Consider the following 13,605-nt stretch of genomic DNA (forward strand, 5'->3'; position numbering starts at 1 on the left):
GCTAGAACTGAAAGAGGAACTATGAATTTACACCAACCTTTATCGGTTCTGCCGGGAGTAGGACCGAAATCAGCAGAAAAGTTTGCAAAGCTTGGTATTGAGACCTTGCAGGATTTATTACTGTATTTTCCTTTTCGCTATGAAGATTTTCAGAGCAAGCAGGTGCTTGATCTAGAGGATGGAGAAAAGGCCGTCATTTCTGGTATAGTTGCGACACCAGCAAATGTTCAGTATTACGGGTTTAAACGCAATCGTCTCCGTTTTTCAATCAAGCAAGGGGAAGTCATTCTAGCTGTTAATTTCTTTAACCAGCCTTATTTGGCGGATAAGGTTGAAGTGGGGGCAAATATTGCTGTTTTTGGAAAGTGGGATAAGGCTAAAGCTAGCTTGACTGGGATGAAGCTCTTGGCTCAGGTCGAAGACGATTTGCAGCCAGTGTATCGGGTGGCTCAGGGGATTAGCCAGACAAGCCTGATTAAATTAATTAAAACAGCTTTTGACCAAGGCTTGGACTTACTGATTGAAGAAAATTTACCCCAGGTCTTGTTGGAACGCTACCAGTTGCTATCTCGAGCAGAAGCAGTGAGGGCCATGCATTTCCCAAAAGATTTGGCAGAATACAAACAGGCGCTACGTCGTGTAAAATTCGAAGAATTGTTCTATTTCCAAATGCAGCTTCAGGTGCTTAAAATGGAGACGAAGGATGTCAGCAATGGTCTGGCCCTTGCTTGGCAGGAAGAGCAGCTACAAGAGAAAAAAAGTCAGCTACCTTTTCCTCTGACAGGAGCTCAGGAGAGGGCTTTGGCTGAAATTTTGTCTGATTTAAAGTCGCCAGCCCACATGAATCGACTCTTACAGGGAGATGTTGGAAGTGGGAAGACAGTAGTGGCGGGATTAGCCATGTATGCTGTACATACAGCAGGTTATCAGTCAGCTTTGATGGTGCCTACTGAAATTTTGGCAGAGCAGCATTTTGAAAGCCTCAGTCAGCTCTTTCCTGATTTAAAACTAGCCTTGTTAACCGGTAGTATGAAAGCAGCTGAGCGTAAAGAGACTTTGCTGGCTATAGAGCTTGGTCAGGTAGATATGGTAATTGGGACCCATGCTTTGATCCAAGATGGCGTTCAATACCATCGTCTAGGACTGGTTATCGTAGATGAACAGCATCGCTTTGGGGTTGCTCAGCGTCGTATCTTACGAGAAAAAGGAGACAATCCTGATGTTCTCATGATGACTGCTACCCCCATTCCCAGAACTTTGGCCATTACGGCTTTTGGGGATATGGATGTGTCCATTATTGATCAAATGCCAGCGGGACGAAAGCCCATTATTACCCGTTGGGTCAAGCATGAGCAACTCGAGGTCGTACTCGATTGGATAAAAAAAGAATTAGTAAAGGGAGCTCAGGTTTATTTTATTTCTCCTTTGATTGAGGAATCAGAAGCTTTGGATCTAAAAAATGCTATTGACTTAGAAGAAGAATTGCAAGCTTACTTTGGGGGAGATGCCCGAGTTTCTCTCCTTCATGGTAAGATGAAGAGTGACGAAAAAGAGGCTATTATGCAGGCCTTCAAGAATAAAGAGGTAGATATTTTAGTGTCTACAACGGTCATTGAAGTGGGTGTTAATGTGCCTAATGCAACGATTATGGTCATCATGGATGCCGATCGTTTTGGTCTCAGTCAGTTGCATCAATTGCGAGGACGAGTGGGGCGTGGTGATAAGCAATCCTATGCGATTCTTGTCGCGAATCCTAAGACTGAATCTGGAAAGAAACGTATGAAAATCATGACGGAGACAACAGATGGCTTTGTACTTGCTGAGGAAGATTTAAAAATGCGTGGTTCAGGAGAGATTTTTGGAACTCGTCAGTCCGGTATTCCGGAATTTCAAGTGGCTGATATCGTAGAGGACTACCCTATCTTGGAAGAAGCTAGAAAGGTAGCTAGCCAAATTGTGCAGAATAAAGATTGGCGGAGGGATCCTAACTGGCATCTAGTGGCTCTTCATTTGGATAAGCAAGATTATTTGGATTAAGCTTTTTGAAAGTTTTTTATAAGAATGACTTAAGTTTTACTGCCTATAATAAAGTCAATCAAAAGAAAAGAGGTATTGATCATGACAGTAAATATTCACGTAGATTATAAAAAAGTTTTCAAGGATCCGGAAAAGATTTTTTCTACTTACGGTAAGTAGGTAGAACATCTATTTTTCATTATCCCTCCTTTCAAAATCCTGATGAAAAATAGTAAACCAGCCAAGATTTTTGATCTTGACTGGTTTTTTGTTTATCCTTCAATATACTCTTTTAGTTCTTGGCCTGAGAGTCCTGCATTGAGAGCAATGAGGAGTTTAAGACGGGCCTTAGGTGCATTTAGTTCTTTGATGAAATAGACACCGGATTCGTGAAGTTGTACCCCACCACCAGGATAGGCATAGACAGGTTCAGCAATACCGTTAAAGCAACGAGAAACCAAGGCAACAGGGATTCCTTGATTAATGAAAAAGGTTAATTTTTCAGCGACTTCCTGAGGCAGGTTACCTGCTCCAAAAGCCTCAATAATCAAACCATCTAGCTGACTATAATCAAGCATATCTAGTAATTCAGTCTTCATGCCAGCGTAGGCAGGGATAATAGGGACACAGCCGGTGATCTTGTCTAAGTCAAAACGAACACGTGGCTCAGCTGTTTTAAAATATAGAACCTCTTGTTTCATGATAAGTCCAAGGGGACCGTGGGTTGGAGTTTGGAAGGTGCTGACATTTGTGGTATGAGTCTTGGTAACGTATTTGGCAGCGTGAACTTCATCATTCATAACGACTAAGACGCCCTTACCGTGAGCTTTCTGGTCAGCAGCTACACGTAAAGCTGAAAGGTAATTATAGACTCCGTCGCTACCTAGCTCATTTGAACTACGCATTGCACCTGTAAGGACGACTGGGATGTCAGGGATTTCCATAGTGTCTAGGAAATATGCTGTTTCTTCAAGGGTATCGGTCCCGTGGGTAATGACGACTCCATCAAAATCCTTAGAAGAGGTTTTGATTTTTTTATAGAGTTGAAGCATATGTTCTGGTGTCATATGGGGGCTAGGGATATTAAAAAAATCGAGAGCCGTAACTTGGATACCTTCCAAGGGGACGGTAACATGATTCATAGGATTTTCGTCGTTTGTTACGACTTTACCAGTTCCATCAGCCTGCATAGAAATGGTGCCACCAGTATGCAATACCAATATTTTTTTGTTCATAGATGAGCTTCTTTCCAAATTGTGTTATAATTTATTTTATCATAAAAGGAAAGAATAAGAAGTATGGAAGTAAAAGCTGTTTTTTTCGATATTGATGGTACTCTGGTCAATGACAGCCGAACTGTCCTCAAATCAACAGAGCAGGCTATTCAGAGTCTGAAAGAACAAGGTATTTTTGTCGGTTTGGCCACAGGAAGAGGTCCCTTTTTCGTTCAATCTTTCATGAAAGATTTGGATTTGGATTTTGCAGTTACCTATAATGGCCAGTATATATTTTCAAAGGAAAAGGTTATTTCTGCGACCCCTATTGATAAGTCTAGTCTTCGAGAAATCATTGATTATGCCAAAAAGCATAAAAAGGAAATTGCTCTTGGAACAGAAACAGATATAGTTGGCAGTCATATTATGCGCTTTGGCATGAGCAAATTCTCTCAGTGGAGTAGCCGCTTTGTGCCTAAAGGTTTTGCACGTTATATTAGTCATGGCTTTAACAGGGTTGTTAGTAAAGCTCTTCCACAACAAAAAGACGATCTGTTGGATATTTCGCGAGAGCCCATTTATCAAGTGGTGATGTTGGCTACACCTGAAGAAACTCAGGCTATGGAGGAATATTTCCCAGATTTGAAGTTTACTCGTTCTAGTCCCTATGCGGCAGACATCATCAATGGGGATACCTCAAAGTTGCAGGGTATTGCGCGTGTAGGAAAAGAATATGGCTTTGATATTAACCAAGTGATGGCTTTCGGCGATTCAGACAATGATCTTGAAATGTTGTCGGGAGTAGGCATGTCGATTGCAATGGGAAATGGAACCAGTAAGGTTAAAGAAGTGGCCAAGCATACAACGACTAGCAATAGTCAAGATGGGATTCATAAAGCTTTGGAGCATTTTGGGATTTTGGCAAGCGAGAAAGTCTTTACTAGTAGTGACCATCATTTTAATAAGGTTAAAGAATTTCATGGAGTCATGGATAAGAAGACCCAGGAAGAACCAATCGCATGGACGCCTGAGGGAGCTCGACACCGGGCAGCCTTTAAACTAGAGGAACTAGTGGAATTTTTGCGTGCTTCAAGTAGGTCAGAAGAAGAGTTTGAAGAAGCTGTTGTTCATATGCATGAAGCCTTAGATAAGGCTGCTACTAAGGTTAAGGGAAAGAGTCCGGCAGAAATTTCTTTAGTTGGTCAAGTAGATGCCTTGATTGACACACTCTACTTTACTTATGGAAGCTTTGTTTTAATGGGGGTAGATCCAGAACGCCTTTTCACAATTGTCCATCAAGCCAATATGGGTAAAATTTTCCCTGACGGAAAAGCCCATTTTGATCCGGTAACTCATAAAATTTTAAAGCCGGATGATTGGGAAGAAAAATATGCGCCAGAACCAGCCATTAAAGAAGAATTAGAAAGACAGATAAAAGCCTACGAGAAAAATTGTGGCTCCAAAGAAAAAAACTGAGATTATCTCAGTTTTTTTATATCTAAAACAAAATGTCTATAAGGTTTTTTCGCTATCACGGACAACGAGTAAGTCAACTTTAGCATGGCGTAGGATATACTCAGATGAAGAACCGACCAATAAACGCTCGAAAGCATTGAGCCCTGTTGCTCCAACCATGATTAAGTCAACCTTTTGTTCATCTGGAATTTCTGTTGCTAGTAAAGTTTTAGGATTTCCCAGTTCAACTACAGTAACAACATCACCAACACCAGCCTCACGAGCTTTCTTTTCATAGCCTGCGACTAATTTCTTTGCATCTTCCTGCAGTTCTTCATATACTTCAGCATCAAATGTTGATACACTTTGAAGAGCGCGAGTATCAATAACATGAGCAATGGTTAAGCGAGATTTGTTTCTAAGCGCAACATTGACTCCTTTTTCAAATGCCAATTCTGCTTCACGGGAACCGTCAATTGCAACTAGAATATTTTCATATTTTTGTAACATAAGCCTACCTCCATAAAGATGCTAAGAAAGTTTCAGCAGTTTTGGAACCTGTTGAAAACGATGGATAAGAAAAACCTGGCTTTCAACTTGAATTCTATCTCATAAAATATGAAGATTGTTTTAAGAGTTCCAATCCTTGCTGAAAATTCTCTTATATTTATATTGTAAACCTTTTCATGAAAGAAGTAAAGCAATTTTCGGTAAGAAGGGCAGAAATTCTCGTTAAAGAATGAAAAGAAATCAAGGATCAAATGGCTTAATGAAGGGTGAAGAGCTCCCTTTACAGGAAGTTCCTAATCAATTTTTCTTTCAATATTTTTGTGATATTTTTTGGATTTTTGAGAAAAATTGAGTTATAATAAGACGATTGATTGAAACGAGGAGTTCAAAATGAAAGAATACAATAAATCTGTCAAACTAGAGCATGTAGCATATGATATTCGTGGACCAGTCCTTGAAGAAGCTATGCGCATGAGAGCGAATGGTGAACGGATTTTGCGTTTAAATACTGGAAATCCAGCTGAGTTTGGCTTTACTGCTCCAGATGAAGTCATTCATGACTTGATTATTAATGCTCGTAGTAGTGAAGGCTATTCTGATTCTAAGGGATTGTTTTCGGCTCGGAAGGCTATTATGCAATATTGCCAGCTCAAAAATATTCCTAACGTTGGAATTGAAGACATTTACCTCGGAAATGGTGTCAGTGAGCTGATTGTGATGTCTATGCAGGGCTTGCTGGACAATGGAGATGAAGTTCTGGTTCCTATGCCGGATTATCCATTGTGGACAGCGGCAGTAAGTCTAGCTGGGGGAAATGCAGTTCATTATCTTTGTGATGAAGAAGCAGATTGGTATCCAGATATTGATGACATTAAATCAAAAATCACTTCAAACACAAAAGCTATTGTCGTTATTAATCCAAATAACCCAACAGGAGCCCTGTATCCGAAGGAAGTGTTAGAAGACATTGTTGAAGTTGCCCGTCAGAATGATTTGATTATCTTCGCAGACGAGATCTATGACCGTTTGGTTATGGACGGTGAGAAGCATACAGCTATTGCAAGCCTAGCGCCCGATTTGTTCTGTGTCAGCATGAATGGTTTGTCAAAATCTCACCGCATTGCTGGCTTCCGGGTTGGCTGGATGGCGTTGTCAGGTCCTAAGAAGCATGTTCAAGGCTATATTGAAGGACTAAATATGTTGTCTAATATGCGGCTCTGTTCTAATGTTCTTTCCCAACAGGTGGTTCAAACTTCATTGGGAGGGCATCAGTCTGTGGACGAGCTATTGTTGCCGGGCGGTCGTATCTACGAACAGCGTAACTTCATTTATAAAGCTATCAATGACATCCCAGGTCTTTCTGCAGTCAAGCCTAAGGCAGGTCTATACATTTTTCCTAAGATTGACCGCGAAATGTATGAGATCGATGATGATGAGCAGTTTGTTTTAAATTTCTTAAAACAAGAAAAAATTCTGCTAGTTCATGGGCGTGGCTTCAATTGGAAGGATCCTGATCATTTCCGGATTGTATATTTGCCACGTGTGGATGAATTGGCCCAAGTGCAAGAAAAAATGACTCGTTTCTTGCAACAATACCGGCGCTAATTAAGTTAATAAAAGTGAAAAGAAGAATGAAATGTTCTTCTTTTTTTGTTGTTTAAATGGAATAAGGCTAAATTACTGTATCAGATGGTTTCTAAATTAACTTTTTAAGTTAAATAGTTCTAATTTTAAAATTGTTAAAAAAATGAAATAAATGACATAAAAGCAGATCTAAAAAAATGGGAGTGGAAATTATGTTTGTTTTTATCAAGTTTTCATATATTTTTTATGTAACATTTTAATGACAAAATTTTCGATTCTCTTGTTTGAAGTCCAAATGAACCTCATCCCCACTTTTCTGTCAAATCTAAAGATGGTAGAATAATTCCATCATTATTTTACTAATGATGAAAAGATTTAAACACAAAGGAGAGTTTTTATGTTTAAAAAAATGCTGAGTGCATTTTCTGTTGGGGCCCTTGCTTTGTCTTTGCTCTTTGTCAAAGAGGCCAAAGCAGATCAAGTGACAGAAGGCAAGCCTGCGCCAGAAGATACGACTGATCAAGGGACAAATACCCAAGATGTTTCAGCAGTTAATAAGGCTGAAGTTGATGCTGCTAAAGACAGCTTAGATCAAAAGAATGAGCAGGTCAAAGAAGAGGAAGCAGCGGTCAAGGAAGCGGAAAAATCCGTAGAAACTGCCAAAGCGAATGCTGAGCTGGCAAAAGAGGCAGTTAAAACTGCTGAAGAAGGGACTCAAGCATCTTCTGCTACTAAAGAAGCGGCAAGAGAGGCTGTAGCTAATCAAACGGAAGCCGTGAAGGAAGCAGAAAAAGTAGCTCAAGCAAGTCAAACTGAACTGGATAAAAGTCAGAATCAGGCAAACTCTCAAGCTCAAAAAACTCAAGAGGCTAAAGAAGCTCTGAAAAAAGAAGACGAAAAGGTTAGTCAGGCTCAAGCTGATTTGGAACAGGCCCAAAAAAATCAAGCAGGATCGAGTGCAGAAGTTTCTGCAAATCTTGAACAAGCAAAAGCAGATGTAGCCAATAGTCAGGCTGCAGTCAATAAGGCACAAGAGGAAGTGAACAAGGCTGAGCAATCAGATAGTCAGCGTCAAGAAAAAATTAATCAGGCTGCTTCAAATAAAGCTCAGGCAGACTCTGATGCTGAAAAGGCTAAACAAACTTTGGATAAAGCAAGTTCTCAGGAAACTGAAGCTCAAGCTAAGCTCAGTCAAGCTCAGGCAAATTTGGAAGCAGCCCAGGCTACTGAAAATGACAGCCTTAAACCTTCTGTTTCTAACAATAAAAACAGGCTTTACATGACGCCGGAATATATTGCCGCATTGAAACAGTTGGCTGATCCAAATACACCACAATCTCAAATCAGTCAGATTGAAGCAAGGTTGACAGCAGTTAACGATAAGGCCAAGTCTTACAATAACTACATAGCAGATCCGAATGATAGCACTAAAATGTATGATACCAATAATATTCCTTATGAGGTTCGTAGAGAGTTGTCACAGTTTGCTTCAGAATTAATTAACCAATTGCGTGCTCAAATGGGAACAGGTGAAACCTTACTAACGCCATCATCTTTAGAGTTTGCTGACAAGGTTTCCCAAGCATACAGAAATGACAATTGGAACTGGGATTTGATGAATCGCTATCACCATGATACTTGGGGGATAAATCGGGTGGCTCGTGAATATGGATTGGTCACGACCACTTCTGAGCAAGAGCAACAAGGGCTTCAATACTACGAAAATGCCTATATCTGGCGAGCTAATACAGCTCAGATGAGCGTGGCAGATATGAAGCGAGACATCTACTTCTCTCTTGTTGAATTTATGTATAATGGCTATGAATGGGTCCATGCCAAATCAATTTCTGGTCTTAATACAGGAAGCCAGAAAAATTATCTAGGCGTTGATTTCTCAATGGAGAGCGATATCACGGTAGCCCATTTCACTATGGTTTCTGAAGATCAAGTTAAATATGCGACAAAAAATAACTTTGATGCTACACCTTTAACAGCCAGTGGAAATTCTACTCCTAGTGATCCGCAAGCTTTGGCCCAGGCTCAGGCTGCCTATGATCAAGCTAAAAGCGCTCATGATCAAGCACAAGCAGAAAAGACAGCAGCTCAAGATGCTTATGACCAGGCTGTGACTGCGGTGCAGGCAGCGCAGAAACAATTAGATGAAGCCAAGCAAGCGCCTATGGAGCTTGCAACTGCCCAAGCCGCCCTGGCAAGTGCTAAACAGGAATTAGAAAAGAATCAAGAAAAATTATCTAGGGCTCAAGAGGCTCTGAATCTTGCGAATTCGGATCAGGCAGATAAGGCAGCTGCCCTCTCAAAAGCTCAAGAGACTTTGTCGGCTGCTCAGGCCGCCCAAGCTGTAGCCAGAGATAGACTAGCTCAAGAAGAAAAAATGTTGGCTCAGGCCAATCAGGCTTTGGATCAAGCTCGAACCAAGCGTGATGCTGCCCAAGCGGTAGTTGCTCAAGCTCAGACTGCTTTGGATCAAGCCCAAAAGAATTTAGCAAACCTGCAGGATGCTCAAACGAATCTGGAACAAGCTCAAGCCAATCTGGCAGCGGCTGAGAATGATTTAGCTGATAAGACTAGCGATCTATCAGCTAAACAGCAGACTCTATCAGAGCTGAAAGCTGCTCAGGCCAAAGCAGAGAAACTCTATAACCGTTTAGCTGCTCAAATCCAAGCTCAAGAGAAACAAAAACGCGATGATCACTATCGAAATATTTTGGATCAGACAGAGAAGCGCTTGAATGCCCCTGTCCAGTCTAATCCAAGCGTGGAAATGCAGACGCAAGAATCTAGCCCAGATTCGCTAGTGAAAACGAAAGAGGAGCCGATCGTTAAAGAAGTTGCTACTCGCAAAGCGCATGCTAGCAGAGTGTCATCGATGTCATCAGACCCTGGTGAAAATCATTCTATGCAGGCATCTGTAGGCTCTTCAAAATTGCCAAATACTGGAAGCAGACTTTCTGTCTGGGCGATGATGAGCGGAATTCTCGCTTTGGTATCTGGTTTTGCATTGCTGGTCTGGAAGCATAAAAAAGAGAGTAAAAACTAGATTTTTTGAAAAAGCTATAGATATAGCAAACAAGATAATAGGCCGGAAGTTAGGGTAAGATAAAATCCTAGCTTCCTTTTTTTATAAAAAGAAGCGTTGAAATTCTTATAAATATAAATCAGGACCTCGCACTATTTTCAAAAAAATCTTGGTTTTGAAGGAACTAAAATCGTTTTTGGGATAAATTGTAAAGAATTATTATTCAATAGGCAATTTTCAGATAATTATTGAAATTTCTGTCAATTTATGATATAATCAATCGGACTAAATACGAGGTGGCTTATGGCACATTTATTAGAAAAAACAAGAAAAATTACATCTATTTTGAAGCGCTCTGAAGAGCAACTTCAAGAAGAGTTGCCATACAATGACATTACAAGACAGTTGGCAGAAATTATGGACTGTAATGCTTGTATTGTTAATAGCAAGGGGCGTTTGTTGGGTTACTTTATGCGCTACAAAACAAATAATGACCGTGTAGAGGCCTTCTACCAAACTAAAATGTTCCCGGATGATTATATTCGTTCTGCTAATTTAATTTACGATACAGAAGCTAATTTGCCAGTTGAGCATGAATTATCCATCTTTCCGGTTGAGACACAGTCGGATTTTCCAGATGGTTTGACAACTATTGCACCTATTCATGTTTCAGGTATTCGTTTGGGGTCTTTGATTATTTGGCGAAATGACAAAAAATTTGATAATGATGATTTGGTCTTAGTTGAAATTTCAAGTACCGTTGTGGGCATTCAGTTATTGAATTTCCAAAGAGAAGAAGATGAAAAGAATATCCGTCGTCGTACAGCAGTGACAATGGCAGTAAATACTTTGTCTTATTCAGAATTACGGGCTGTTTCAGCTATCCTAGGAGAGCTAAATGGGAATGAAGGCCACTTGACAGCTTCTGTCATTGCTGACCGTATTGGAATTACCCGTTCGGTGATTGTCAATGCATTGCGTAAGTTAGAGAGTGCTGGGATCATTGAGAGTCGTTCTTTGGGAATGAAGGGGACCTATCTGAAAGTGTTGATTCCAGATGTTTTTGAGGAAATTAAAAAGAGGGACTACTGATGGCAAAAGCGCTAATTTCCATTGATTATACAGTTGATTTCGTGGCAGACGAGGGAAAGTTGACAGCCGGAGCGCCTGCTCAGGCAATTTCTGAAGCAATTGCCCAGGTAACTGAGGCAGCCTTTGAGCGTGGGGATTATATCTTTTTTACTATTGATGCCCACGATGAGAACGATGCCTTTCATCCTGAAAGTAAGCTTTTCCCTCCCCACAATATCAAGGGAACTAGTGGTCGAAACTTATATGGACCTTTGGCAGATTTCTATGAGAAACATAAAGGAGATCCTCGGGTCTTTTGGATGGATAAGCGCCACTATTCTGCTTTTTCTGGGACGGATTTAGATATTCGCCTGAGAGAAAGACATGTAGATACAGTCATTTTGACAGGAGTCTTGACGGATATTTGCGTTATGCATACGGCAATTGATGCCTATAATTTAGGCTACCATATCCAAGTGGTGGAACCTGCTGTGGCTTCGATTTCAGAGGAAAATCACAAATTTGCCCTTAATCACTTGCAAAATGTACTGGGTTCGACTATAATAGAAACAATTTAAAAGTAAAAGAGAAACAGAGTAGGTTTGCTAACTTGCACAGAGAGCGCTGGAAGCTGAGAGCAGCGCCAAGAAAGCAAAATTCGAAGAACATGTTTCATAATCTTTTGCGTGATAAAGCGCAAACGTTGCTCACGTTACGAGCTTAGAGGCTACCTTTTTTGGTGGCAAATAACAGTGGTACCACGGTTTTCGTCTGTTTTGCAGAGGAAGCGGTGGTTTTTTCTATATCTCTAAGATTTCATTCAAAATAGACAACGAAGTTCTATCCAAGGCTTTTTGATCAACCAACAAGGAAGCCGGCAATGGATTTCTATAATGATTTGGTGGGCTATTGGTATGGGAAATCAAGAATATAGAAAAAGAAATTTTCACCAAATGAGAGTATAAAGAAAGAGGAAGAGATGAAAGAAATTTTTATCGGAAACTATGGTTTAGAGCAAGTCGGACAGACTATGACAGCACAAGGCTGGGTGGCCAATATCCGCAATCACGGTAAGCTGGCCTTTATTGAGTTGAGGGACCGTGAGGGCTTGCTTCAGGTTTTTGTTAGCGGTGAAATTGAAGATTTTGCTAAGTTGGAAGAAATCGGCAAGGAAGATCTTATTGCAGTGACTGGACAAGTAGTTCAGCGTGAAGAGCGTTTTGTTAATAAGGCCATTAAGTCTGGTCAGATAGAGCTGAGGGCTGAAAAGATTGAAGTCATTGCTAGTAGCAAGGCCCTGCCTTTTGAGCTAGATCAGCATGCCCATACAGGGGAAGACCTGCGTCAGAAATACCGCTACCTGGACTTGCGCCGTGAGAAGATGACACATAACCTTAAAGTTCGTCATCAGGTCACCTCAACTATTCGAGAATATTTGAATGGTTTGGACTTTTTGGAAGTGGAGACGCCTTATCTGACTAAGTCAACTCCTGAAGGTGCTAGAGACTTCTTAGTTCCTAGTCGGATCTTTAAAAATCAATTTTACGCCTTGCCACAGAGCCCGCAGATGCTCAAGCAGTTACTGATGGGAGCTGGCCTTGAGCGCTATTATCAGATTGTTCGATGCTTCCGTGACGAAGACTTGCGAGGCGATCGTCAGCCAGAGTTTACCCAGGTGGATTTGGAGTTGAGTTTTGCCAGCGAGGAAGAAATCCGAGCTCTGGTTGAAGCTATGCTCAAGGCTGTTGTCAAGAAAACTCATGGTTTAGAGTTGACAGAAGCTTTTCCGACTATCAGCTATGAAGAGGCTATGAGTCGTTTCGGCTCTGATAAGCCAGATACACGCTTTGGTTTAGAGCTGAAGAATTTGACGGATTTGTGCCAAGCAAATGAATCGCTTCTTATCAAGAAAGCCTTGGATAACCAAGAGGAAGTGATGGGAATCTGTGTGCCAGATGCGGCTAGTGCTTTTAGCAAAAAGCAACTAAGTCACTACTATCAGGAAATGAAGGAATTTGGTTGTAGCCGTTTTGCCAGCCTCAAGGTTGAAAATGGCCAGTTAGTTGGGGATTTGGCTAGCACCTTTGAAGCTGAAAGTCAGGAGTTACTGACACGTTTTGAGGCCAAGGATGGAGATCTCATCCTGCTAGTCATGGCCAAGAAGCGTCGAGCTCAGGAAGCCTTGGGACATCTTCGTCTAGAAGTCGCAAAAGCTTTAGACTTGATTGATCCGAGTCTGCTTCATTTCCTCTGGGTTGTAGATTGGCCACTGCTGGAGTGGAATGAAGATCAAAACCGCTATCAAGCTATGCACCATCCTTTCACACAGGGAATTTTTGAAGATGGACAGGAGCCAGGTCAATTCCGTAGTCATGCTTATGACATCGTCTTGAACGGCTATGAGATTGGCGGAGGAAGTCTGCGGATTCATGATCGGAAGGCTCAGGAAGCTATGTTTGAGCTTTTAGGTATGAGCCGAGAAGACTATGAACGGGACTTTGGTTTCTTCCTGGAAGCCTTGGAATACGGATTCCCGCCACATGGTGGACTAGCATTGGGCTTGGATCGTTTAGTTATGATTTTGACTGGAGAGCAAAATATCCGTCAGGTCATCGCCTTTCCAAAAAATGGTACTGGCTTTGACCCAATGCTGGAAAGTCCAAGTCTAGTTGACCAAAGACAGGTAAAAGAATTGCATTTGGAATTGAAGAAATAGAG

Annotated in this window: 9 protein-coding genes; 7 read left to right on the top strand and 2 right to left on the bottom strand. The window is 41.2% G+C overall.

All coding sequences use genetic code 11. The features are described 5' to 3' along the window. The first annotated feature begins 21 nt into the window (after positions 1 to 21). Positions 22 to 2,037 carry an ATP-dependent DNA helicase RecG gene (gene recG / locus AWH02_RS05080; protein WP_060553043.1) on the top strand — a complete coding sequence of 672 codons (2,016 nt, stop codon included), beginning with the start codon at positions 22 to 24 and terminating at the stop codon, positions 2,035 to 2,037. A gap of 251 nt (positions 2,038 to 2,288) precedes the next feature. On the opposite strand, the gene AWH02_RS05085 is transcribed toward recG, so the two are convergent. Further along, positions 2,289 to 3,251 carry an asparaginase gene (locus AWH02_RS05085; RefSeq protein ID WP_060553042.1) on the bottom strand — a complete coding sequence of 321 codons (963 nt, stop codon included), beginning with the start codon at positions 3,249 to 3,251 and terminating at the stop codon, positions 2,289 to 2,291. Positions 3,252 to 3,314: 63 nt separating this feature from the next. On the opposite strand from AWH02_RS05085, the gene AWH02_RS05090 reads away from it, so the two are divergent. After that, positions 3,315 to 4,706, top strand: a complete 1,392-nt coding sequence (locus tag AWH02_RS05090) for a Cof-type HAD-IIB family hydrolase (RefSeq protein ID WP_060553041.1) — start codon at positions 3,315 to 3,317, stop codon at positions 4,704 to 4,706. Positions 4,707 to 4,742: 36 nt separating this feature from the next. Here the strand turns inward: AWH02_RS05090 and AWH02_RS05095 are convergent, their stop codons facing one another. Beyond that, complete coding sequence (locus AWH02_RS05095; RefSeq protein ID WP_011999938.1) at positions 4,743 to 5,195, bottom strand: universal stress protein; 453 nt, start codon at positions 5,193 to 5,195, stop codon at positions 4,743 to 4,745. Positions 5,196 to 5,585: 390 nt separating this feature from the next. Here AWH02_RS05095 and AWH02_RS05100 point away from each other — a divergent pair, with 390 nt between their 5' ends. The 5 genes from AWH02_RS05100 (at position 5,586) to aspS (ending at position 13,603) form a co-directional block, all read left to right on the top strand. After that, positions 5,586 to 6,800 (top strand): pyridoxal phosphate-dependent aminotransferase, encoded by a 1,215-nt coding sequence (locus tag AWH02_RS05100; RefSeq protein WP_008808439.1) that lies wholly within the window; start codon positions 5,586 to 5,588, stop codon positions 6,798 to 6,800. Positions 6,801 to 7,176: 376 nt separating this feature from the next. Then, positions 7,177 to 9,837, top strand: a complete 2,661-nt coding sequence (locus AWH02_RS05105; RefSeq protein WP_060553040.1) for an SEC10/PgrA surface exclusion domain-containing protein — start codon at positions 7,177 to 7,179, stop codon at positions 9,835 to 9,837. A gap of 282 nt (positions 9,838 to 10,119) precedes the next feature. Next, positions 10,120 to 10,908: a GTP-sensing pleiotropic transcriptional regulator CodY gene (gene codY, locus AWH02_RS05110; protein ID WP_060553039.1), complete on the top strand. Its 789-nt coding sequence runs from the start codon at positions 10,120 to 10,122 to the stop codon at positions 10,906 to 10,908. Beyond that, on the top strand, positions 10,908 to 11,465 hold the full coding sequence (locus AWH02_RS05115; protein ID WP_045505674.1) for a cysteine hydrolase family protein: 558 nt from the start codon (positions 10,908 to 10,910) through the stop codon (positions 11,463 to 11,465). Before codY ends, AWH02_RS05115 begins: the two co-directional genes overlap by 1 nt. 401 nt (positions 11,466 to 11,866) lie before the next feature. After that, positions 11,867 to 13,603: an aspartate--tRNA ligase gene (gene aspS, locus AWH02_RS05120; RefSeq protein ID WP_060553038.1), complete on the top strand. Its 1,737-nt coding sequence runs from the start codon at positions 11,867 to 11,869 to the stop codon at positions 13,601 to 13,603. Positions 13,604 to 13,605: the final 2 nt, after the last annotated feature.

The sequence above is a fragment of the Streptococcus gordonii genome, assembly GCF_001553855.1.
Taxonomy (GTDB): Bacteria; Bacillota; Bacilli; order Lactobacillales; family Streptococcaceae; genus Streptococcus; species Streptococcus gordonii.

What these genes read in the sequence shown, in the direction of transcription:
- AWH02_RS05090 (WP_060553041.1), top strand. Translation starts at nt 3,315, where the DNA reads ATGGAAGTAAAAGCTGTTTTTTTCGATATTGATGGTACTCTGGTCAAT.
- AWH02_RS05115 (WP_045505674.1), top strand. Translation starts at nt 10,908, where the DNA reads ATGGCAAAAGCGCTAATTTCCATTGATTATACAGTTGATTTCGTGGCA.
- recG (WP_060553043.1), top strand. Translation starts at nt 22, where the DNA reads ATGAATTTACACCAACCTTTATCGGTTCTGCCGGGAGTAGGACCGAAA.
- AWH02_RS05085 (WP_060553042.1), bottom strand. Translation starts at nt 3,251, where the DNA reads ATGAACAAAAAAATATTGGTATTGCATACTGGTGGCACCATTTCTATG.
- AWH02_RS05100 (WP_008808439.1), top strand. Translation starts at nt 5,586, where the DNA reads ATGAAAGAATACAATAAATCTGTCAAACTAGAGCATGTAGCATATGAT.
- codY (WP_060553039.1), top strand. Translation starts at nt 10,120, where the DNA reads ATGGCACATTTATTAGAAAAAACAAGAAAAATTACATCTATTTTGAAG.
- AWH02_RS05095 (WP_011999938.1), bottom strand. Translation starts at nt 5,195, where the DNA reads ATGTTACAAAAATATGAAAATATTCTAGTTGCAATTGACGGTTCCCGT.
- aspS (WP_060553038.1), top strand. Translation starts at nt 11,867, where the DNA reads ATGAAAGAAATTTTTATCGGAAACTATGGTTTAGAGCAAGTCGGACAG.
- AWH02_RS05105 (WP_060553040.1), top strand. Translation starts at nt 7,177, where the DNA reads ATGTTTAAAAAAATGCTGAGTGCATTTTCTGTTGGGGCCCTTGCTTTG.